Consider the following 23,377-nt stretch of genomic DNA (forward strand, 5'->3'; position numbering starts at 1 on the left):
TTTTCTGCGAGCGACCTTCCATGAATCACATCGTCTCCATCCGCAACGCCACGAAGAACTACACCCTCGGCAAGATTCAAGTGCCCGCGCTGCGCGGCGTGAACCTCGACGTGGAACCCGGTGAGTTTCTGTCGATCGCAGGCCCCTCGGGCAGTGGCAAAACGACGCTGCTCAACCTCATCGGATGCGTCGATACGGCAAGCTCCGGGGTGGTGGAGGTGGCAGGACAGGACACCGCAAAGCTCGCGGAGCGGGCGCTCACGCGCCTGCGCCTCGAGACCATCGGGTTCATTTTCCAGAGCTTCAACCTCGTCTCGGTGCTCTCCGTATTCCAGAACGTCGAGTTGCCTCTCTTGCTCCAGGGCAAGCTGGGAGCGGCCGAGCGCAGGCAGCGCGTGGCGGCTCTGCTCGACCGGGTGGGGCTGAGAGAATACCTGAAACACCGTCCCACGGAGCTGTCGGGGGGGCAGCGTCAGCGGGTGGCGATCGCGCGCGCGCTCGTCACGCGGCCCCAGCTCGTGCTGGCCGATGAGCCCACGGCCAACCTCGATTCCGTCACGGGTGAGAACATCCTCGACCTCATGAAGGAGCTGAACCGGACGGAGAAGACCACCTTCATTTTCTCGACCCACGACGCCCGCGTGATGTCCCATGCGAGCTCGGTGGTGCGGCTGGCCGACGGAAAAGTGCTCGACCGTGTCTCGGCGGCGGAGGCCGTTCGGGTGGGCTTCGCCGACGTCGCAAACCGCATCGGAGCCGGTGATGCGCGGCCTTGATACGCTCTCGATGTTGAGCCGGATGGCGCTGCGCAACCTGCGCGCCAGCCGCTGGAAGACGCTCATCGTGGGTGGGATCATCATGGGGGGCGCGTTCTTGGTGGTGGTGGGCACGAGCCTGCTGGACAGCCTCGATCGCTCGATGAGTCAAAGCATCATCGGCTCCGTGGCAGGTCACGTGCAGGTGTATTCGGCCAAGTCCAAGGACGAGCTCACCGTGATGGGCAGCATGGACATGGAGGCCGCTGACCTCGATGCCCTCGACGACTTCGCGAAGGTCCGAAAAACCCTGATGTCAGTACCCAACGTCAAGGCCGTCGTTCCCATGGGCATCAGCGGCGCCATCGTCACGTCGGGGAACACGATCGACATCGAACTGGCCAAGCTGAGGGAGCTGGTCCGCCAGCGTCAGGACGGAGATCTGAGCGCAAAAACGACCCAGGCCTACGAAGCCCAAAAGGGACACGTGAGGCAAATCGTGCAGGTGCTCGAGCGGGACATCGCCAACATCAAGCAGCTGCAGGACGATTCTGCGCTGCCTCCGGAAGATGAAGCGGCGGTGCACAAGGCCGCCTCGGCGCCGTTTTGGGCTGCCTTCGACGAGACCCCCCTCGAGAGCCTCGAATTCATGGAAAACCGGCTCGCCACCCTGGCGGCTGACGCCGACATGCTCTTCCTGCGCTACATGGGCACGGACCCCCGCGTGTTTTCGGAGGCCTTCGACCGCATGCGGATCGTGGACGGGCAGACCATTCCCCCGGGTAAACGGGGCTTTCTCTTCTCGAAGTACACCTACGAAGAGCAGGTGAAGCTCAAGACCGCGCTGCGTCTCGACAAGATCAAAAAGGCCATCGAAAACCGGGGTGCGACGATCGCCACCGATCCCGAGCTGGCGCGCTTCGTGCGCGAGAACAGCTCGCAGGTCAAAGAGCTGCTGCTGCAGCTCGACCAGCTCGAGACGGACGTGTTTCGTCGGAAGTTGCAGGGCCTTTTGGAGAGCCCGGAAACCGATGTGGGCAAGCTGCTCGCCACTTTCTTCGATACGAACGACGAGACCTTCCCCAAGCGGTACGCCTTCTTCTACGAGGAGCTCGCCCCCTCGCTCGATCTTTACAGGGTTCGCATCGGTGACACCCTCACGATCAAGGCCTTCACACGCAGCGGTTACGTACAGTCCGTGAACCTGCGGGTGTATGGCACCTTCGAGTTTCAGGGCCTCGAAGGCTCTCCCCAGGCGGGCGAGCTGAACTTGATGGACATGGTGTCGTTCCGTGAGCTCTACGGCTTTTTGACGGCCGACCGCCAAAAGGAGCTGGACGAGCTCAAGGCGAGCGTAGGGGCCCGTGACGTCTCTCGCGAGGACGCCGAAGACGTGCTCTTTGGGGCCCCTGCCGAAGAGGCCTCGGGGGGTACCGTGGAAGCCAGCGCCACGGGGGCCGTGGAAGCGCAAGCGGCGCTGGCCGGTCTGGCGGGCCGCCTCCAGCGCGAGAACATGGCTGATCGCGTGTACGACCCGAAGAACCTCGAAGGGGGCGTGGTGTTGAACGCTGCCGTGATCCTCGAAAACGCCAAGGAGAAAGACATCGAGCGCGCGATCGCGGACATCGAACGGGTGAGCCAGGCCCAGGGCGTGCCGCTCAAGGCCATTTCGTGGCAGAAGGCCTCCGGCATCATCGGCCAGTTCGTCACGCTCATGCGCCTCGTGCTCTACGTCGCCGTGCTCATCATCTTCGTCATCGCGCTCGTCATCATCAACAACGCGATGGTGATGGCCACCTTGGAACGCGTGCAGGAGATCGGCACGTTGCGCGCCGTGGGTGCGCAAAAGCGTTTCATTTTGGGCATGTTGCTGGTGGAGGGGCTCATCACGGGTGCCGTTTTTGGCACGTTGGGCGTGCTCCTGGGCGCGGGGCTCGTGGCCGCCGTCGGGTGGAAGGGCATTCCGGCCTTCAACGACATTGCCACCTTCTTCTTTTCGGGCCCGCGATTTTTTCCAGCCCTCGCCACGTCGAACCTGGTGGGCGCATTGGCCATCGTGTTTCTGGTCAGCCTGCTATCGAGCCTTTATCCAGCCTATCTGGCCATGCGCGTGACCCCACGCCAGGCCATGCAGGCGGAGGAATAGACCCATGTCGAGCCTCTTCGTCACGCTCAAGATCGCCAGCGCCAACCTCTGGCAGCACGGCCGGCGCACCCTGTTTCTCGGCGGCGCCATCGCCGCCGTGACCACCTTGCTCATCCTTTTGGGGGGGCTGTCGGCCGGCGTGCGCGACAGCCTCGTGACCACGGCCACCACGCTCAGCACGGGGCATGTGAACGTGGGGGGCTTCTTCAAGGTGACCTCCGGACAGTCAGGCGCCGTCGTCACGGGCGTCAAGGCCTTGCGTCCGCTCGTCGCAAAGGCGGTGCCTGAAACGGCGTTCATGGTGGAGCGAGGACGCGGCTGGGCGAAGGTCGTATCCGATACGGGATCGACCCAGTCGGGGATCAACGGCGTGGACATCACCCATGAACCCGCGTTCAAGCGGGTCTTGTCGGTCAAACAGGGCAACCTCGACGGCCTTGCCGAGCCGAACACGGTGATGCTGTTTCAGAGCATGGCTGAGAAGCTCGGCGTGGGCGTGGGCGATGCCATCACCATCTCTGCTCAGACCACGCGGGGCGTGGCCAACACCATCGATACCCGCGTGGTGGCGATCGTGAAAGATGTGGGGCTCCTCTCGAAGTGGAACGCCTACGTGCCTGCCGATACGCTCCGCCAGCTCTACCAACTGCGGGAAGACGCGACGGGTGCAATTCACGTTCATCTCAAGCCCGAGTTCATCGAAAACAGCACACAGATCGCCGCGCGGCTGCGCCCAGCGTTGGAGGCTGCCGGGTACCGCGTGATGGAGCCGGCCTCTCAAGCCTTCTGGATGAAGTTCGAGTCTGTCAACCGCGAGGCCTGGACCGGCCAGAAGCTGGACGTCACCACGTGGGAAGATGAGCTCTCGTTCATGATCTGGACGCTGAGCCTGCTCGACGGGCTGAAGTTCGTGCTTATGATCATTCTTATCGCCATCGTGGTCACGGGCATCATGAACACGATGTGGATCGCCATCCGGGAGCGCACGCGCGAAATCGGGACCCTGCGCGCCATCGGCATGCAGCGAGGCGGTATTTTACGGATGTTCATCGCCGAGTCTCTGCTCCTTGGGCTTTTGGGTACCGCGGCCGGGGTGCTCTTCGGTGTGGCGATCGCCGCGGGGCTCAACAGCGCTCACATCGGCGTGCCGATCTCCGTGCAGCTCTTCCTGATGTCCGACGAGCTCCGCGTGCTGGTCCTTCCCGAGGCCCTCGTCTCGGCGGTCGTGACGATCACCGGCATTACGGTGCTTGCTGCTCTTTACCCTGCCGGCCGCGCCGCTCGTCTCCGTCCGGTCGAGGCCATGTCTCACTTTGGATGAATCCGCATGAACACCTGCATCACCAGCCGACGTCGCCTCGTTCGTTCCGCCTTCGCATGTTGGCCCCTGGCCGCGTGGGCCGCTTCCCTCGGCGTGGGGCCGAACCCCGCAGTGGCGGCGGGCCTCGAGCAGGCACAGATGGTCAAGATGCTCGAGGAGATCGACGAACGCCAGCGCAACCAGGGCGACTGGCAATCCCTCGCGTACATCGAGCAGAAGGAAAAGAACAAGGTCGACGTCGTGTACGAGGCCCTGGTGTTTCGTCGCTCGCAAGATCAAAAGTTCATGATCGTGTTCGCCAAGCCCAAGGCCTCACAAGGCCAGGGCTACCTGCGGCTCGACAAGAACCTTTGGTTCTATGATCCCTCCGTGGGCAAGTGGGAACGCCGCACGGAGCGTGAGCGCATCGGCGGCACGAACTCGCGCCGCTCCGACTTCGACGAGTCCCGTCTGGCCGAGGAGTACGACCCGGAAGACTCCGGGCAGGAGAAGCTCGGCGTTTACGACGCCCAGGTCCTCACGTTGAAGGGAAAAAAGGGCCTGGACCTCGCCTTCCCCGAAATCAAGCTGTGGGTGGACAAGGCCACCTTGAACGTGCTGAAGCGCCAGGAGTTCGCCCTTTCGGGACGCCTCTTGCGCACCTCCTACTATCCGAAGTGGAAAAAGGTCTACAGCGAATCAAAGAAGGCCGAGATCTGGTATCCTCAGGAGATCCGCTTTTATGACGAAGTGGAGAAGGCCAACTCGACGCTGATCCTCATGAAAAGCGTCGACCTGCGCGCCCTCGAACCCAACCTGTTCACCAAGGCCTGGTTGGAGAGCCGCTCGCGATGACCTCGTCCGTGTCGGCCTTCGCGATGCGCAGCCTGCTCTGCGTGTGCGCGGGGGGGCTTTGGACGAGCGCCGCGTGGGCCCAGGAGGCCGAACGTCCGAACGAAGGAGACCTGTTTGGTGGAGCCTCCGACGACGTCGCCGGCGCGGGTGAGCGGCCGCAAGAGGCGGAGATGTTCGGGGGCGATGCAGAGAGCGCCCCGCCCGCGCGGATCCCCGTGGATACACAATCACGCGATGACCGGGTTTTGGGCGATCCCAACGCCGCCACCCAGTTTTCGCCCGACGTGGCCCCGCCCGACCCGCTCACGATCGGAGGCCTCATTTATCTGCGCAGCCAGAGCTCGGCCACGGAAGGGCAGGCCGCCCGGGACTTCACGTTCAGCACACCGGCCATCGTGGATGCCTACTTCGACGCCCGCCCCAACGATCGGGTCCGGGGCTTCGTGCTGGGGCGCATGCTCTACGATCCAAGCCGCGTCGATGGCGCCTCCGCCGCGGACTTCCAGCGCCAAACCCTCGACACAGGCTCCGTGCAGGGCAGCCCCAGCCTGGCTTCGATCTTTCAACCCGCCACGCGGGGCCCGCGCACGGTGCTCGACCAGCTTTGGCTCCGCTTCGACCTCGGGCACCGTGTGTTCGTCACCGCTGGCAAGCAGCACGTACGCTGGGGCACAGGGCGCTTTTGGACGCCCAGCGATTTTCTTCACATCACGCTACGCAACCCGCTGGCGGTGTTCGACGCCCGCGTGGGCACGACGATGGTGAAGTTTCACCTGCCCGTCGAAGCGCTCGGCTGGAACTTCTACGGTTACGTGGTGACGGAGTCCGAAGGCGCCACCCCCAACGTGGGCGCCATCGCGGGCGCGGCGCGGGCCGAGTTCGTGCTCGGCACGAGTGAGCTCGGCTTGGGGGCCCTGGTGAAGGACGGTCGCAAGCCTCGCCTTCAGGCCGATCTGTCGACGGGGATCGGTGACTTCGATCTTTACGGTGAGGTGGCGCTTCGTTACGGCAGCGAGATCGACCGCGTGCGCTTCGATGACACAGCCGTGGTGCCACCGGCTCCCGAGCGCCTGCCGTGGCAATCCGAGAGCGCGTACGTCTTGACGTCCCTGCAGACCGCTGTAGACCGCGTCTACCCCACCTACCGGAAAAGCGGTGTCAAGGCCCAGGCGGTGGGTGGTCTCACCTACGCGATTCAGTACGCCGATCGAGACGTGTTCACCCTGGGGGCCGAGTACTTTTACAACAGCCTCGGCTACGACGATCCGCGCGTCTATCCCGGGCTCGTGCTCCCCCACTCTCGGGCCCTGGCCACACCCGCCAGCTTCTTTTACTTGGGTCAGCACTACGCGGCCGTGTTTGCGGCCCTGCCTGCCCCCTTCGATTGGGATTTGCACAGCTTCACGCTGTCGACGATTGGCAATGTCTCCGACCTGAGCTTCATCTCTCGCTTCGACTACACCTATACGCTGCTCACCCACCTGCGGCTCGAGGCCTTCGTGGCCGTGCACTACGGCGAGACCCAGGGAGAGTTCCGCTTCGGCACGGGCAGCGGCTTCACGGTGGGTGGCATCCCCTTTGCCCTCCAGCCGGCCCTGGCCGACTTCGGGCTCGCGCTGCGCGTTTCGATCTGAGGGTGCCTAGGGCGAAGGCGCGGTCGTCACCAGGCGGGCGATCACCTCTTCGAGCTGTGCCCGGCTCTTGTATCCCCAAAACGTTTGGGCCGCGTGCCCCTGCCGATCCAGGATGACGAGGTGAGGCAGGTTCACCACCTTGTACTGGGCCTCCACCCGCCCCGCGCCGTCGCTCACCACCACCGGATAGGGCGCCGGATTTTTTTCCAGGAAGTCCCGGAGCTCTGGCGGCGAGAGGTCCGTGTTGATGCTGACCACCTCGAACCCTCGGCGGGACCAGTCTTCGTGAAGGGCGTGAAGCACCGGCGCCAGCTTGAGACAGGGATGGCACCAGCTGGCCCAAAAATCCAGCAGCACCACTTTGCCCCGGAGGTCTTCCAGGGACACCCGCCCGCCGGGTCCATTCACCCGCTCGAGGGAAAACGTGGGCACGCGCTCTCCTGCCGAAAACGGCTTGACCACGTGAGTGTTCTGCACGACCCAGAGGGCGTTGGCGAAGAGGGCCACACCCAACACCACGGCCAGCGCGGTGGCTGCCACGCGCACCCCCGCCCCCCCCGTGGGGCGTAACACCGGCGCGCTCTCGGACGAGGAGGGACGTTGCCGCGCCACCCGCAAGGCCAGCGCAAACCAAAGCCCTGCGGCCGCGAAGGCCATGAGCTTCACCGCGCGGTGTGTGGGGTAGCTCGAGGGTCCCAGCAAGCCCTCCGCCGCGCGAAGCGCTGCATTCACCGTGAAGTACGGCACGTAGCACGCGGCTCCCAGCTCGAGATCACGCGAGGGATCGCGACGGCCCTGGCCCGCCAACACGGTCAAGGCCAGGGACGCCGGCAGAACCACGACCACCGCCTCGCGAAAAGCCATGCCCACCAAGGTCCAAAGGCGCACCACCACGTCCACGAGCGGAAGATGCGCTAAACCAAGGACCGCCTCGGCCACGTCCCGCAGCCAAAAACACACGATGCCCAGTAGCGCCAGGAGAACCGCGTCGCGGAGGCCCTTGCCCTCGTGTTCGATCTCGCGAAACGCGCGCAGGGGCTGAACGAGCAGGGCGCCCACCCGGGCGGGGAAAGCCCCCCGGTCACGCGCAGGGGGGACCGGGACCGCGGGCCCCGAAGCAAGTTCAGAGGCTGGTTCGGAGGCTTCGCCGGACGTGTTCATCGGTGTGCCGGGAAGCTTGCTTCACCCGGGGCGAAATACAACCGTTCGGCTTCAGCTCGGCGCTTTGCTCAGGAAGCGCCGCGCCGTGGTGGAGAGCGCCGCGGGAATGTTCTTCGACTTCGCCACCTTCTTGAGATCCGTCTTCGTGAGCGTGGTCAGGAACCTCATGGCCACGGTCAACGGGCACTTGGGGTTGTTCACGAGCCCCCAGCGAATCGCGTAGATCTTCGTGAAGTCGCGCGAGTTGGCGATGTAGCGAATCACGTCTTCATGCACCGCCTTGTTGGACGAGGCGGTGATCACTTCCGAATCCGTGATCATCGGAGACTTGATCACGGCCATCGCCACGAGGCGGTTCGAGTCGCGGATCAGGTGGTTGCGACAGTAGGCATTGCCCAAGGTCGCCAGGCGAATCTTTTCGTAGATCTTGAGTTTGTTGAAGTCGATGATCGCCGACTTGCGCTTGTCTTCTGGCTTCGCGGGCGCTTCGGGCGCCTCGGCCTCGGGGGTCTCGTCGTCCCCCAACGTCTCGGCATCGGCCGCGGTGTCGGCGCTCTCGTCGAAGCCTTCGAGGGCCGGCTCGCTTGGCAAGACGTGCTCCTCGAAGACGACGGAGGCGTTCGCTACCGCCGCGAACGCCGCATCGATGGCGGTGTCCAACGCCTCGGGCGCCTGGCGGATCTCCTGAACGATCTCCTGAAAGCCCGGCACGTCCACCTCGACCCCGTTGCGGGCGCACAGCTCCAGCGCGCGGTTCACCGAGGACATGCGCGCGTGCCGGTTGCCGAACAGAGCCTTGACGATCGCCGGCGCGCGCAGGAGCCGCGTCTCGTTCGCGAAAATGATGTCGACGAAGCGTTCGGACAAGCGCCCCGCCAACACGGCAAAGGTCGCATCGGGAGTGGCCGCGTTCAAAAGCAGCGCGTCCAGAGCTCCTGCCCTTTGTTCAGGCAGGCGGGTGCCGAAAAAGTGCAGGACGGCAGGCGGCAGGCTCTCCTTCACCAGCGCCAGGAGCACGGGCTCGGGCAAAGCCCCTGGCGCGCTTTGTGCCGTGGCGCTGAGGCCTGGATCGGCGTCAAACGCGAGCTGGAAAAGCGTCACCGCCAGCTCGACGGGACGCAGAGGTGCCATACCCCGCGCGGCCATCGTGCGCGCCGCGGCAGGGCCGGCGAGCACCTTTTGCACCGCCGGGGGCAGGTGCTCGGGGGGAAGCGGCGCCAGCAGGTCTGCTGGCACGTTCGGCTCAGCCTCGGTTTCTCTCATGAATGATGCGCAATCCGGTGAGCGTCAGGAACTCGTCGTGATCGTCGATGGTCGCCGACTCGGCTGCCACCAGCGCGCCCAAGCCTCCGGTGGCCACCACCCGGGGCGAAAAGTCGAGCTCTCCACGGATGCGTGTGACCAGCGCATCCACCATACCCGCGTACCCAAACACCAAGCCCGCCTGGATGCTGGCCACCGTGTTCTTCCCAATGGCCGAGCGAGGCCGCACGATCTCCACGCGCGGAAGCTTGGCAGTGGCACGAAACAAACCTTCCGCCGCCGTCATCAAGCCCGGAGCGATGATGCCGCCGGCGTACTCACCCTTGACGGTGACCACATCGAAGGTGGTGGCCGTGCCGAAGTCCACCACGATGGCCCCGCCCTGATAACGATCGAATGCGGCCACCGCGTTGACGATGCGGTCGGCGCCCACCTCGCGCGGGTTGTCGTAGAGCACGGGCATACCCGTCTTGATGCCCGGGCCCACAGATACGGCCGGTTGGCCGAGGTGCCGCGCGAACAGCCGCTCGACGGCGTCGGTGGCCGGGGGCACCACGGACGATATAATGCCCGCCGTGATCTGCCGTAACGCCATGCCCTCGAGCTGCAAGAGCCCACTCAGCATGGCTGCCAGCTCGTCGGAGGTGCGCCCGACCCGTGTTTCGACGCGAAAGTGGCGACGGAGCTCGGTGCCCTCGAAGAGACCAAAGACGGTGTGTGTGTTGCCGATGTCGACGGCCAGCAGCATGGACCGCCCATTGTACCGGATCCCAGAACGACGCGCGCGGGGGCGTCTCCCCCCTACCTGGCTACTGCTCGCCACGTGCGCGGCCGTGCTGGCCGGCTGCAAAAAGAGACCCATCGCGGAGTCGCCCGAAGAGCATGGCAAGCTCAACGAGATCTCGGCCAACCTGGAAACAGCCTTCGGCAACCGGGCGCTGCCCTCCGTGGACGAGGCGCCCAGCCTGGCCGCGCGTCTACGCCGCTGGGTCGATTTTCGGGACTGTGCCGTGAAGACTTACGTCGCCCGCCGGCGCGAGGCGGAGCGTGCGCGCGACAAGGGCTACGCCCGCCCCACCCACCACGCCAGCATCGGCGACGAAACGGTGGAGGAGTGCGCCGTTCAGGCAGCGGTGACCAAGGACGCCCCTCGCTATTGCGAACGGCTCGAGGTCGACTTTCGGCGCGACGACGGAGAGCCGCCGCTCGCGGCCCTGCGGTGTTGGGACACGCGCGCGCGGGTGCTCGGACGCCCGCAAGAGTGCCCGCTCCTGTGGCTGCCCAACGGCCCCGTGGGCCGGAACGCCGAGTGCTTGGCGATGGCCCGCCGGGACGCGAGCTTGTGCGTCTTCGCCCCGTCCACGGCGCGGTGCCGCGCGCTCGTGAGCGGCCAGCCCGATCTCTGCCAGGACGCCCCCGAGAACTGCCGTCCCGCCCTGGCGTACTGGGAAGGCTTGATTCCCGCCCGTGAGGGGCCAGCCCTCTTCGAGGCCGCCGCGCTTCGTCTTGCGCCCGCCACCCCCGAGACGAAGCCCGACGCACCCGGGGGCCTTCACTTTCACCTCCGCTTCCTGAGCGACCAGAAGCGCCAGGACGGCATTCAAGAGCGCTTCCAGGTCCAAGCGCCCCTCGACGCGCTCGGCATCTCCTGGCCCACGACGGCCGCACCTGCCCCCGCGGGGCGCCCCCCGCAGGACCCCCGCTGGCCCCACGACCACAGCGAGCAGTTCCCACGCGAGGTCGCCGCCCGGACGGCCGACGTGGCCTTCCTGGGCGAGCGGATCTCCCTGCGCTTCGGGTTCCAACCTGCTGGCCAACTTACCGGCGTGTTGCCCCTGCGACCACCGGGCCCCGCAGCACCTGCCACGCTCGTGGTGCTGCTGGCCGATCCCACGAACGGCAAGCGCCTGCTCTGCCAGCCTGCCCCGGAAACCCAGGGCTCCGTCTCGTTCAAAGCGGCGCCGCCCAGCGCCGGCGGCTTCGTCACGGGAAGCATCGACGCCACCGGCTTCTCGTGCGACGATGGCTCCACGGCGCGCCTGGTAGGCACGTTTCGTTTGGCCATCACGAACGTGCGCTGAGCCGCGCTGGCTCCCTCATCTACCCGTGTCCCTTCACGTGGAAAGCCCGTCTCCTCCGCCCCCTCCTCGCGGCCCCGCGGGTCCAAGCTCAGCGGCGCGGCCAATTGGGCTGTCGCGGCGCCGCTTCCAGCTCTTCGCCAGCGCCGCGATTTTGGCTGCGGCAGCCTGGATCTTCTTTGGCGTGTTCTGGCTCTTCGATCTTCAAACGCAAGGTCAGCCGCACGCGCTTGGCCGCCTGGGACTCGAGGTCTTCTTCCGCTTCGACATCGAAACGCTCCAGAACACGCTGGGCAGCCTGGCCCAGATCATCGTGGCCGTGCTCGGCATCGCGATCACGGTCGTGTCTATCGTGGTGCAGTTGGCCGCGACACGTTACTCGTCGCACATCGCCAGCCTCTTCTTCCGAGATCGGACGAACCTCGCGATCATGGGCTTCTTCGTGGTGGCCTGCATCGACGTGGTGTGGGTGAGCCTGGGCGTGCACGGCACCTTCATGCCCCGCGCCTCGGTGGTGGCCTCCTTGGTGGTACTCACGGGCAGTCTCCTGGTGCTGATTCCCTATTTCGCCTACGTCTTCGATTTCCTCGATCCGGCGCGGGTTGTTCAGCAGATCGGCCGCAGCGCGCTCGACGCCGCCCTCAAGCGACGCCCCGCAGGCGGCAAAAGCACCACGGAGCGGCACGACGCCGCCACCACCAGTCTCGAGCGCCTGGCCGACGTGGCTGTCAACTCGGTGGCCCAAAAAGACAAGGTGATCGCCTCGCACGCCGTGGCGACGCTGAAAGACGTGCTCGTCAGCTATCTCGAAGACAAACAACGCCTACCGCCCAAGTGGTTCATCGTAGGAGAGCGGCTGCAACAGGACGCCGACTTTGCCGTGATGGCGCCCGAGTCCCGGGCACAGATCGAGGCCGACCGCACCTGGTTCGAGTGGAAGGGGCTACGCCAGCTGCGTTTGGTGTTCGCCGAATCGCTCAAGTCCCTGCCCGAGGTCGCGCACAACGTGGCCGTGGCCACCCGCCGCATCGGCGAAGCCGCCGTGGCCACGCACGATCGGGGCGGCATCGCGGCCAGCTTGAAGTTCTTCAACACCTATTTACGTACCGCGCTCAACGGCGCGGATGTGCGCGCGGCCTACAACGTGCTCCACGAGTACCGCCTGCTCGCCGAGGTGGTGATGAACCTGGGCTTGCAGGATCTCACGCTGGGGATCGCCCGCCACTTCAAGTACTACGGGCAAATCGCCTACGGCATGGGGCTTGGCTTCGTGACCGAGACGGCCGCGTACGATCTTTCAGTGCTCTGCGAACGGGCGTTCGCCGTGAAGGCCAGCTGTCACAACGCCCTGCTCGAGATCTTTCTCGAGGTCGACAAGGAAGCCGAAACGGCCGACGAAGAAAAGGGCCTGCGCGGCGTTCGCAAAGCCCAGGTGCGGCTTGCCACCTACTACCTCGTCCATGGCGCCGAGCCTTTGGCCCGCGCCATCTACGAAGACATGCGCCGGGAGTCACCCGCCCGATTGGTTTCCATCCGTCAGGAACTCGAGGACGTCACCGATAAGGACTTCTGGGAGGTCACCGACCGCGGCATCAACTTCGATTACCTCGAGCCGAAACGAAAGGCCCAGCTGACCGCTTTTTTTGGCTGGTTCGGCACGCTGCCCAAACGCTCGGCGTCGCGGGTCCCGGTCTCGGACGCGCCCTGAACCCTTTTCACGACACTCCAGAAGGGTGCCGGACCAAGGGCCGTGATGCCGCAACTAGCCATAACCGAGGGGCAGTAGCCCGCGGGGCGGGGGTGCTGGCAGCGGGTGCGGGCGCGGGTGGAGGCCAAGTGCCCGGAAATCCTTGACTCCCTGACGCTTTCTTCACAGAAGGAGGGTTCGTGACGCTCCGTTTCGACTAACATTCACCTGTTCGGCCCCCGATTGATCCTCTAGCCGCCCGACCAACGTTTTCATGAGCTTCGTGGAAGACAGCTACCCGCCCGACGAGTTGGACGAAAGTCTGCCGGTGGGCCGTTCGCTGGAGTACCACTTCCACGCCGACAGCCCGCGCATCCTGGTGGTGGACGACGAGCGGGTCATCCGTGAGATCCTGTCGGACTTCCTCAGCCTCGAAGGCTACATCGTGCGCACGGTGGAGGACGGCGTCGAGGCGCTCAAGGAGCTGCAAAGGCGCAGCTACAACCTGGTGATCAGCGACCTGAAGATGCCCAACATGGGCGGCCTCGAGCTGATCGAAAAGATTACGGCGCTGAGCTTACCCGTGTTGACCGTGATCATGACGGGCTTTGGCACGGTGGAAACCGCCATCGAGGCCATGAAGCGCGGCGCCTACGACTACATCCTCAAGCCCTTCAAGGTCGAGGAAGTCGTTCACATCGTGCAGAGGGGGCTCGATCGGCAACGGCTGCAGCACGAAAACATTCGCCTCAAAGATGCGCTTTCGATTTACAAGATCAGTGAAGCCATCTCCACGTCCCTTTCGGTCGAGAAGATCCTGGATCTGGTGCTGGATGCCACGCTCGACGCCGTCGACGCGGACGTGGTGACCTTGCTTTTGGAAGATCCGGGCAGCGAGCAGGCGGGCAACGCCCCTTCCGATCGCAAATACATAGAACAGATGCGAAAGGTGTCCCACCGGGCCACGCACCTGCGCGACGACGAACCCGCCCCTGCCCCGAACTTCAAAGAAGTTCTGCCGCTCTTCGCAGAAGACCGGCCCCTGATCGTGCACGGCGGGCGCGTCCACCGATTTTTGGCTGGGCCCCCCCCACAGCGTCTCGTGAGCTTCTGCTCGATACCGCTCAAGCTCAAAGGGCGCATCGTGGGCATGCTGAATGCCTACAGCTATACGAAGGGCAACAAATTTTCTGAGGGACAGCGCAAGATGCTCTACGTGCTCGGAAGCCGCGCAGCGGTTTCGATCGAGAACGCGCGTCTTTACGAGAGCCTGCTGTCCACCAACAAAGATCTCACGCGCGCCAACCTCTCTTTGGAAGAAAACTTCCAGCAGACCATCATGGGCTTTGCCCATGCGCTGGAAGAGTCCGATCGCTACACGCGTGGTCACTCCGAGCGCGTGGCAGTGTACTCCCGCGTGATTGCCATTGGCATGCGGCTGCCGCAGCCTGAAATCGACATGGTCGTTCGCGCGGCGCTGCTTCACGACATCGGCAAGATCGGCATTCGCAACGAACGCCTGAACAAACCCGGCAAGCTCACGCCAGAAGAGCTGGCCATGTTCCGCACGCATCCGGCAAAGGGGCGTCGGATCATCGAGCCCATCCCATTCATGCGAGACCTGTTGCCCGGCTGCTACTGTCACCACGAAGCGTGGGACGGCTCAGGCTATCCCCAGGGCCTCATGAAGGACAACATTCCCCTCACAGGGCGCATCGTGGCCGTGGCCGACGCCTACGACGCCATGACCTCAGATCGCGCCTACCGCCGCGCCCTGCCCCACGACGTGGCCATTCACGAGATCGAGCGTTGCAGCGGCGTTCAGTTCGACGCCTCGGTGGTCAAGGTGTTCATTCACCACATCGAGGAGTGGCGCAAGGCCGAGCACGCTCTCGGTAAGACGCTGCCGAGGTAGGAGCCTGGCCTCAAAGGCCGTCGATATCAGATCCGCCGTCCGATCTCTCGTTGTCCACGTTCGTTACGGCAAAGCTGGGCGCGGAAAGTCCGCTGTAGGAAGCATCGCTGCTGATGGCCGGTCCGATCTGGATTGCGTACGCCTGATTGTCATCGGCCTGGAAGTCATCAACGCCTGTCACAGTCACGACTTTTGGCGAGGCCCAATTGAGGCTGGAGAACACCAGGATGGACGGCGAGACGGTGCCTTCGTCTGTTCGCGTGCTCTGGAGCGGGATGGCGACATCGGCGGTGGGCTGGGAGTTGAGCCGGACAGAAAAGGTCAGCTTTCCACCGGATTCTGTCGTGAGGCCGCCAGAGGCGCCCCCCACGACGACAGCAGCCACGTCATTGTCATCGTTTCTGGCTGCGAGTCGGCGCCCCGCGAGGCCGTTGAATAAGGGGTCGTCACTGGATGTATTCGAGAGAACGATCTCGTACGCCTGACTTCCATCGACGACAGAATCGTCCACCCCATTGACGGGGACCACGAGCCAATCCGTCCAATTGGAGGGTTGGATTACCACCGTAGCGCTGCCAGGCTGGCCCTCGCCGGGTTTGGTCGAGCTGACCGAGACGCTGACCGCGGCAGAGGGGCGCGCAGAGAGCCTGAGCTTGAACTGCGCCATGCCCCCCGACTCGGTCGTGACGAGCGGCGAGGCTGCCTCGAGAACCACCAAGGGCGTGACGCAACTGCCAGCCGCACAGGCAAAGCCCGGGGCACACCCGTTCGAGTTTGCGCACGAGGCCAGGCAGGCCGCGCTCGCACACGCGAAGACACCGCAAGCGGTCTTGGCGCCAGCCATACACGTACCTCTTCCGTCACAAGTCCCTGCGGACCGGCTCTCGGCAGGGGCCGAGCACGCGGCCCCTTGGCACTCTGTGCCGGCCATCCACTTGCGGCAATCGCCTGCGCCATCACAGGTGCCGTCTTGGCCACAAGATACCTTCATCGAAGCCGTACATCCCGGGCTCGGCGTTCCGGCGGGAAGAGGCGCGCACTGCCCATCAAGCTTGCCCGTTTTGGTCGCACTACACCCCAAGCAGGATCCCGTGCAGGCGCTTCCGCAACAAACGTTGTCGCGGCAAAAGCCAAGCTCACAGTCACCGTTGGTCTGGCAGCTCGCTCCCGTGGGGAGCTTTCCACCACAAAGGTTGACCAGGCACTTGACGCCAGGTTTGCAGTCCGCGTCGCCCTCGCAGCGCATCCGGCAGCTGGTAGCGGTGCAGTTGAAGGCACCGCAAGACACGTCGTCCGACGCCTTACAAGCTCCTCGGCCGTCACAGGCGGGGGCGGGTTTGAAGGTTTGCGCCGCACACGAAGCTTGCCCGCAGGCGGTACCTGCAGTGGCCAGAGCACAGGCTCCCGTACCGTCACATTTGCCCGTCTTTCCGCAAAGGGTGCCTGCAGCCACCTCGTTGTCGCAGGCGCCCAGCGAGTCGCCGTCCTTGACCACCGGCGCACATGTGCCCGATGGTTTGCCCGTCCGCGCTTCGAGACAGGACGAGCAGGCAGACCCGCAGGGTTCGAGGCAACACACACCCTCGACACATGCGTTCGACGCACAGTCTGCGTTGCCAAGACAGGAGTCACCGGGTTGTCCCAAGGGTGGCGGCTCGGCATCGGAACCGGCATCCTCGTCGAGTGGGCTGGCGTCAGGCTCCTCGGCTGCCCCATCAGGGGCGGCTGCCGCATCCCTTCCTTCCTGAGTCTCGATTTTGGGGGGAAGAGCTCCAGGTGAGTACGCAGCGAGCAGCTCGGCTTTCTCCGCTTCGGATTGGCATCCGTTCTCTTTACACGTCAAGCCTTCGCCGCAAATCTGGCCGACACAGCGATTGAGAAGCCTGAGCGGAAGTACAACGGTACGCCCGTCCGCAAACGAGAGGACCGCGCGGCGCGTGACGATCGGGCTCTCTGCCAGGTAGCCGGTGACTTCAATGGTTACCGGCTCGAGATCGTCCCCGTCGCGCACGAGCAGGATCGAAGCGGGAAGAGTAACGCCGCCTGGTACGGGCGCGAGATCCCACGTGCTTTCATACTTCAACTCTCCTTTTCGGTCTTTGACCTGAAGGCGAACTTGATCCAGCTCGGAGGGCGTCGGGATGTCGCTGTCAATATGAACGACCATACCTGCGTTCTCGGAAACACAGGCAGAGAGGACGACGAGGCCAACGGTGAGGAAGAAGGAAGAACGCATGAAGGGCCGTTCAACGAAGAGTTGCGTCGGGCAACGAACAGTCAGGACACTTCGGGTCTTCGGTACCCGACAGAACGAAGAAGAGCACTACCGCGCCCGCCACAGCAGCAAGCCCCCCGGCGATCCAGGGCCACCGAGTAGACGTCCGCTCGACGGCTTCGGGGGCAGTAGAGTCTGCCAGAGAGGCCTCTAAACTTGGCTTTGAACTTGCTGCAGCCGTGCCCTTGGATGCCAACTCAGGCTCGCTGGCCACCGGAGTCTTGACCAAGCGAAAGAACAGATCGGTTTGTCGGCTGGATGCCAACGTTGCCTTCTGGGCTGAAGTCTCATACCCCTCCGACGATGCGGATACATCGTAGGTCCCTTCATTGAGCCGAAGTGGCTCTTCAAGGGGAAGGGTTCCCACGGAGCTGCCGTTCACGAAAAGCTGCGCCCCTTGCGGCACACCCCTGACACGCAAAAACCCGATGTGCGTGCGTACTTCCTTGAGGCTCTCTTCCAGGAACTCACGATTCGCCCGGATCCACTTGTCCGTTTTGCCCTTGTCCAGCGCGGCCTTGAGGTGCAGTTCAGCATCCACCCAGTGCCCCACGGCCTGTTCACAAAACCCAAGTTGGGCAGCTGCCCGCGGGTTGGGGTCTAGCGAATGAGCCTGCCGAAAAAGCTCGAGCGCTCGGTAATCGTCGTGTTCCCGTCGCAGCTCGATTCCTTCCCGGATCAGCCTTTCGCTGGTGTCTTTGCTGGATTCAGCCTCAGCAAACACCAACGTCGTCTGAAAAACGAAAAGAAGAGCAGCCGTCGATTGCAGGACGCGTCTACGAAACACCGTGGCGCGGAGATTAGTACCGATTGGGCGCTTTCGTAAAGCCATAACGATCTGGCGAAGCCGTCGCCCCGCCCACGAAAAAAGGGCGCCCCGGTAACCGGAGCGCCCCTCTTTCCGAGTCCGCTTGAAGCTGGCGTTACTCGTTGCTGCTGTTCGTTACTTCAACCGATTGGCTCGGCAGGACCTTGTAGTCGGGGTCGCTGCTCGAGGCAGGGCTCAGGACGATGAAGTACGACTGGTTGCCGTCCGACACTTGGTCGTCCACTCCCGTCACCGTCACCGTTTGTGGATCCTTCCAGTTCATGGCGTTGAAGGTCAGCGAGGTCTTGTCCAGACTGCCTTCTTCCGGGTTGGCCGTCAGGGTGATAACGACCTCTTGCTTGGGCTGCGAATCCAGGACCACGGTGAAGGAGTCCTGTCCGCCGCTCTCGGTGGTCACGAGGCCCCTCCGGCGCGACACGGTGAAGTTTGGCGTCTCGTCGTCGTTGTTCGTGCCGGTGACGGTTCCCCAGGTCTTGTCGTTGTACTCGGGGTCGGTCGCCGACGTGGAACTCACGGTGATCTGGAAGGACCTGTTTCCGTCTGCCACATCATCGTCTGTCCCTTGCACGGACACCGTCTTTTCCACGTTCCACGCATTCGGGCCATTGGGCGTGAACACGATCGGCGCAATCGCCTTGAGCTCGTCACCCTGGGCCGCTGCGAAGGACACAGTAACCGGCGCCTTCGGCTCGGAGAGTAAGCGCACCTTGAAGGTGGCCACGGCACCGTTCTCGTTGGTGACGAGACCGGTCCTCGGCGTCACCAAAACGCCTGCCGACTCGTCGTCCAACGTCTCGCCAGGCACGGGGTCGACCGTAAGCCCAGCGTAGTCAGCATCGTCCGGGCTGACGAGAGCGCCGAACTCGATGAGGAAGGGCTGCTTGCCATCCGCCACGAAGTCGTTCTTGCCCGTGACGGTGATGAACTTGCGTCCGTCCCAGTCTTGGGGTGTGATCTGGATGGAGGACACGCTCAGCGTGGCCGCCGATGCATCCGACACCCGGATGTTGGGCACAGTCACGTTCCCCTTCGGCTGGGAGGTGAGCACCAAGTAGAACGTCGCGGTTTGCGAACCGTCTTCCGTGACGGAAATGGCTTGGTCCAAAACGACCCTGACGCTCGCGCTGTCGTTGTCGCCATTCGTACCAAGCACGTCCTGCGGGTTGACGTCGTCGTACTTGCTGTCGCCACTTTCAGCCGCGCTCGTGATGACTCTGTAAGTGGCGTTTCCGTCCTTCACAAAATCGTCACGGCCCGTGACGGTCACTTCCTGTTCACCCTTCCAGTTGATGCTGTTGAAGGTCAACGTCGTGGGGCTCACCGTGGCCTCGTCGTTGTCGACGCTCAAGGTGACGGTCACGTCTGCAACAGGCCGAGAGGTCAGGCGAATCGTGAACTTGTCCTGTTTGCCCGATTCGTCCGTGACCAGGCCTTCCTCGGGCGCCGTGACGATGAACCCTGCGGTCTCGTCGTCCTTGTTCGTGATCGAAACATTTGCAGCGTTCTTCTGGTTGTAGTTGGCATCCGTGCTCGTGGCGGGATCGGTGATCACGTCGAACACCTGGTCCCCGTCTGCCTCCTCGTCGTTCACACCCGTGATGGTGACTTCCTGGGGTCCGTTCCAGTTGTCAGCCGTGAATACGAGGGAGGCGGGGGTCACGATGCCCTCCGTGATGTCCCCGCTGCGAAGCGGAATGGTCACGTTGGCCGTGGGCTGAGTCTGCAAAACGATCTCGAATTTGGCGATGCCGCCCGCCTCGGTCGTCTGAAGACCCGAGTTCGCAAGAACCAGGATGTTGGCTGTGTCGTTGTCGATATTTGTGACAACCACGTCCGCCGGATCTCGATTGGCGTACTGAGGATCGGTGCTGGTCGCCGGGGACAGCACGATGCTGTAGGAGCGGTCTCCGTCCTGGATAGGGTCATCTACGCCCTGCACGGTCACGAACTGACGTGTCGCCCAGTTTTCTGGCGTGAAGACGAGCGAGCTCTTGTTGACGGTGCCCTCTGCGGTGTTGCTGCTCTGCACGGCGATGGTCACGACATCCCGCGGCTCGCTGTCGAGTACCACGGAGAACTGGGGTGCCAAGGTCCGCTGTTCGTTGGTGACGAGCACGGTGGGACTCACCGTGACTCCTGCCGTTTCGTCATCCACGTTCACGACAGTCACGTCCGCGGGGTCGATGACTGCGTACTTCGCGTCCCCGCTCACCGCCGTGAGCAATCGGATCGTGTAGCTCTGCGGGCCGTCCGCCACGTTGTCGTTTTGGCCGGTAACGGTGACGGTTTGCGGGGCGTTCCAGTTGGCGCTCGTGAAGGTCAGCTTGGCCTTGTCGACCGTGCCTTCTGCGGGGTTCGAGCTCTCGAGCCCGATCTCCACATCCTGGGTAGGCCTCGAGTTCAGCACCACGGTGAACTTCGCGGTGGTTCCGTCTTCCCTGGTGTTTCCAGAGATGGGGCCCACGTTGACGCCTTCCGTCTCGTCGTCGATGTTGGTGACTTTGACGTCGTCCACCACGAGGTTGTTGTACGCTGGATCGGTGGCGCTGGACGTCAGGCTGGTCACGATCGTGAATTCCTGAGGGCCATCGGCGAACTCGTCGTCCTGTCCCGTGACGGTCACCGTCTGGGGGCTCTCCCAGGTGACGGGGGTGAAAACCAGCTGCGTCTTGTCAATCTCGCCCTCGCCCTGGTCGCTGCTGGCGAGAGTGATGCTCACGTCGCCGGCGGGTGCCGTGTTCAGCCAAACACGGAACGTGGCGGTTCCGCCGAGCTCGGTGGTGGTAAGCCCAGCCACCGGAACCACGACCACACCCGGGTCCGCGTCTTCGTTGACGACCCTGACGTCCGGGGGATTCTTTCCCGTGTAGTTCGGATCCGTGCTCACCGCTTCCGAGGTCACGATCGTGTAAACCTGGTCGCCGTCGAAGAGCTGATCGGGTACTCCCGTGATCTCAACTCGGTTCTCTGCGTTCCAGTTGTTGGGATTGAACACGAAGGATGCCGGCGAGACCGTACCTTCTGTTGTGTCGCTGCTCGTGAAGTTCACCGTGACGGTGGTTCCTTCCGCAGGGCGCGAGGTGAGCTTGATGACGAAGCTGGCCTTTCCGCCCCTCTCCGTGGTGACGAGCGTTTCGGTCGGGGTGATCGCGAAACCTGCACTGTCGTTGTCGGTATTGGATACGGTCACGTCATCAGGGTTGAGCCGGTAGGTCGGGTCTTCGCTCGTGGCCGTGCCAATCACGATGGTGTAGGGCTGGTTGCCGTCTGCCAGGTCGTCATTGATACCGGTGACCGTGATGGTTCGAGCGCTGTTCCACGAATCCGGCGTGAAGGTGACGCTACCCGAGGAAACGGTACCCTCCGTCGTATCGCTGCTTGAAATCGGGAAGGTCACGTCGGCAGACGGACGGCTCCGGAGCACGAGAGAGAAAGTAGCCTGCCCACCGCTCTCCGTCGTCACCAATCCCCCCGTGGGGCTCACGGTCACACCCGGGCTGTCGTTGTCGGTGTTCGATACGGTGACGTCCGCAGCATCCAGCGTGTTGTAGGCGGCATCCGGGCTGACCGCGGCGGCCAAAATCACCTTGTAGGTCTGGTTTCCGTCGGCGATGTCGTCGTTCACCCCGGTGATGGTCACGGTCTTGATGCCGCTCCAGTCGGTCGGCGTGAAGATGAGCTGAGCGGGAGACACCGTGCCTTCGGTGGCATCGTCGCTCGACACCGCGATGGTCACGTTGGCTGCGGGTTGCGTCTGCAGAGAGACGGTGAAGGTGGCGGTTCCGCCCGCCTCGGTTGTGCCCAGATTTGATGCTGCGTTCACAACGATCGCGGGCGTGTCGTTGTCGGTGTTCGTCACGGGCACGTCGACGGGGTCGACCCCGTTGTAGCCCAGGTCGGCGCTGGTCGCGGCACCGGTCACGACCGCGTACACCTGATTGCCATCGGCGGCTTGGTCGTCGACGCCTGTGACGGTCACCGGCTTCGGTGCGTTCCAATCGTCGGTCGAGAACGTCAACGAGGCCGGAGAGACCGTGCCTTCCGTCGGTTTGTTGCTCACCAGCGTGATCGTGACGGCGGCCGAAGGCTTGCTCTGCAGCGCAACCGTGAAGGTCGCCTGACCACCCGCTTCCGTGGTCGTAAGGGCCACGAGCGGAGCGAATACGAACCCCGGAGAGTCGTTGTCGGTGTTGACGCCTGTGGCGTCTGCGGGGTTGAAGGTGTTGTAGCCGAGGTCGGCGCTGGTAGCGGGCCCGACGTTGATGGTAAAGGGCTGGCTGCCGTCGGCGACGTCGTCTTCGACGCCCTTGACGGTGACCGCTTGCGGCGCGTTCCAATTCAGCGCAGTGAAGACGAGGGCGGCCGGTTCAACGGTGACTTCGCCCACGTCGCTGCTGGCCAGCGGGATCGTCACGTCGGCGCTTGGCTGGGTGTTGAGGCGCACCTGAAAGGTGGCCGTGGTACCTGTTTCGCTGGTCACCAACCCGGTGGTGGGTTCGACCGACACGCCTGCGGTGTCATTGTCGACGTTGCCCAAAGCCACGTCGGCGGGATCGAGCGCGTTGTAGGCGGGGTCCACGCTGGTGGTGGCTCCGAGCACCACGGTGTAAGCCACTTCGCCGTCCGCCTCCGTATCATCGACACCCGTTACGGTGACCATCTGCGGCGCGGCATAATTGACGGGAGTAAATACCAGCGCAACCGGCGCGGCCAAGCCTTCCGTGGGGTCGCTGCTCGCCACGGGGATGGTGACGTCTCCCGTGGGCTGGCTGTTCAGCACGACGGTGAAAGTCGCCGCGCCTCCCGCCTCGGTGGTCCGCAGGCCCGCAACGGGCGTCACGGTGATTCCGGCCGTTTCGTTGTCGACGTTGGCAACCGCAACGTCGGCGGGGTCCATGCCGTTGTACTTCTTGTCGGTGCTGGTCGCGGGCGCCAGTACGATGGCGTAAGCCACGTTACCGTCTGCCTGAGCGTCATCGACGCCCGTGACGGTCACGACCTGTGCGCCGTTGTAGTTGTCCTTGGTGAAGGTCAGCGTGGCGGGCGAGACCGTGCCCTCGGTGGGGTCATTGGTCGACAGCGCAATCGTGACGTCCGCGCTGGGACGGGCGCCCAGAGACACCGTGAAGAAGGTTTGGCCCCCGGCCTCCGTGGTGGTGAGCCCCGTCGTTGGCGTCACGTTGACGGCCGCCTTGCTCTTGCCGGAGGAGTCGTCACCGCACCCTCCGAAGCACCCGAGCATCGTGGCTAAGCCCAGGAAACTAAAGACTCTTACCCTGTTAATTGAACCAAGCATCCCGTTCATGGCGCCGAAGTTTACACACCTGCCCGTTCGATTACCAGAACTGTCCGACCAAGTCCGTCAGAAGTATGACTAGCCATATCTAGCGTGCCTGCGTTGGGCATAGAGGACGTCCCCGCACGCCTGCAACGCGTAGCAGTGCGCTGGATTTCGGCGCTCTTCCATCGGGTTATTCGC

14 protein-coding genes are annotated in these 23,377 nt (G+C 63.9%); 8 read left to right on the top strand and 6 right to left on the bottom strand.

From position 1 onward, the window contains the following. The first annotated feature begins 20 nt into the window (after nt 1–20). The 5 genes from KA712_19385 to KA712_19405 are packed head-to-tail and all read left to right on the top strand — an operon-like array spanning nt 21 to nt 6,690. Nucleotides 21–776, top strand: coding sequence for an ABC transporter ATP-binding protein (locus KA712_19385; protein MCG5055132.1), 756 nt, complete (start codon nt 21–23; stop codon nt 774–776). Then, nucleotides 763–2,901, top strand: coding sequence for an FtsX-like permease family protein (locus KA712_19390; protein MCG5055133.1), 2,139 nt, complete (start codon nt 763–765; stop codon nt 2,899–2,901). Before KA712_19385 ends, KA712_19390 begins: the two co-directional genes overlap by 14 nt. A gap of 4 nt (nt 2,902–2,905) precedes the next feature. Next, entirely contained in the window at nt 2,906–4,222 is a 1,317-nt protein-coding gene (locus KA712_19395; GenBank protein ID MCG5055134.1) for an FtsX-like permease family protein, read from the top strand. Between the two features lie 6 nt (nt 4,223–4,228). Further along, the gene (locus KA712_19400; protein MCG5055135.1) at nt 4,229–5,056 is read left to right on the top strand and encodes an outer membrane lipoprotein-sorting protein; all 828 of its coding nucleotides are present in this window, start codon (nt 4,229–4,231) and stop codon (nt 5,054–5,056) included. Next, on the top strand, nt 5,053–6,690 hold the full coding sequence (locus tag KA712_19405; GenBank protein ID MCG5055136.1) for a hypothetical protein: 1,638 nt from the start codon (nt 5,053–5,055) through the stop codon (nt 6,688–6,690). Before KA712_19400 ends, KA712_19405 begins: the two co-directional genes overlap by 4 nt. Before the next feature lie 6 nt (nt 6,691–6,696). Here the strand turns inward: KA712_19405 and KA712_19410 are convergent, their stop codons facing one another. The 3 genes from KA712_19410 to KA712_19420 are packed head-to-tail and all read right to left on the bottom strand — an operon-like array spanning nt 6,697 to nt 9,862. Next, nucleotides 6,697–7,851 carry a TlpA family protein disulfide reductase gene (locus KA712_19410; protein ID MCG5055137.1) on the bottom strand — a complete coding sequence of 385 codons (1,155 nt, stop codon included), beginning with the start codon at nt 7,849–7,851 and terminating at the stop codon, nt 6,697–6,699. A 51-nt stretch (nt 7,852–7,902) separates the two neighbouring features. Beyond that, a complete protein-coding gene (locus tag KA712_19415) occupies nt 7,903–9,087 on the bottom strand; it encodes a hypothetical protein (protein MCG5055138.1) in 1,185 nt (394 codons plus the stop codon). Nucleotides 9,088–9,094: 7 nt separating this feature from the next. Beyond that, a complete protein-coding gene (locus KA712_19420) occupies nt 9,095–9,862 on the bottom strand; it encodes a type III pantothenate kinase (protein ID MCG5055139.1) in 768 nt (255 codons plus the stop codon). Here KA712_19420 and KA712_19425 point away from each other — a divergent pair. From KA712_19425 to KA712_19435, 3 genes are all read left to right on the top strand, one after another. Further along, nucleotides 9,861–11,195, top strand: a complete 1,335-nt coding sequence (locus tag KA712_19425; protein ID MCG5055140.1) for a hypothetical protein — start codon at nt 9,861–9,863, stop codon at nt 11,193–11,195. The two genes, KA712_19420 and KA712_19425, sit on opposite strands and share 2 nt — an antisense overlap. Nucleotides 11,196–11,220: 25 nt before the next feature. Next, a complete protein-coding gene (locus tag KA712_19430) occupies nt 11,221–12,900 on the top strand; it encodes a DUF2254 domain-containing protein (protein ID MCG5055141.1) in 1,680 nt (559 codons plus the stop codon). 253 nt (nt 12,901–13,153) lie between these two features. Beyond that, nucleotides 13,154–14,794, top strand: coding sequence for a response regulator (locus tag KA712_19435; protein MCG5055142.1), 1,641 nt, complete (start codon nt 13,154–13,156; stop codon nt 14,792–14,794). A gap of 10 nt (nt 14,795–14,804) precedes the next feature. Here KA712_19435 and KA712_19440 read toward each other — a convergent pair whose 3' ends face one another. The 3 genes from KA712_19440 to KA712_19450 form a co-directional block, all read right to left on the bottom strand. Then, a complete protein-coding gene (locus KA712_19440) occupies nt 14,805–15,461 on the bottom strand; it encodes a hypothetical protein (protein ID MCG5055143.1) in 657 nt (218 codons plus the stop codon). Nucleotides 15,462–17,040: 1,579 nt separating this feature from the next. After that, entirely contained in the window at nt 17,041–17,796 is a 756-nt protein-coding gene (locus KA712_19445; protein MCG5055144.1) for a PEGA domain-containing protein, read from the bottom strand. 196 nt (nt 17,797–17,992) lie between these two features. Continuing rightward, complete coding sequence (locus KA712_19450; protein MCG5055145.1) at nt 17,993–23,077, bottom strand: hypothetical protein; 5,085 nt, start codon at nt 23,075–23,077, stop codon at nt 17,993–17,995. Nucleotides 23,078–23,377: the final 300 nt, after the last annotated feature.

It is taken from the genome of Myxococcales bacterium (genome assembly GCA_022184915.1).
Classification (GTDB): domain Bacteria; phylum Myxococcota_A; class Polyangia; order Fen-1088; family Fen-1088; genus JAGTJU01.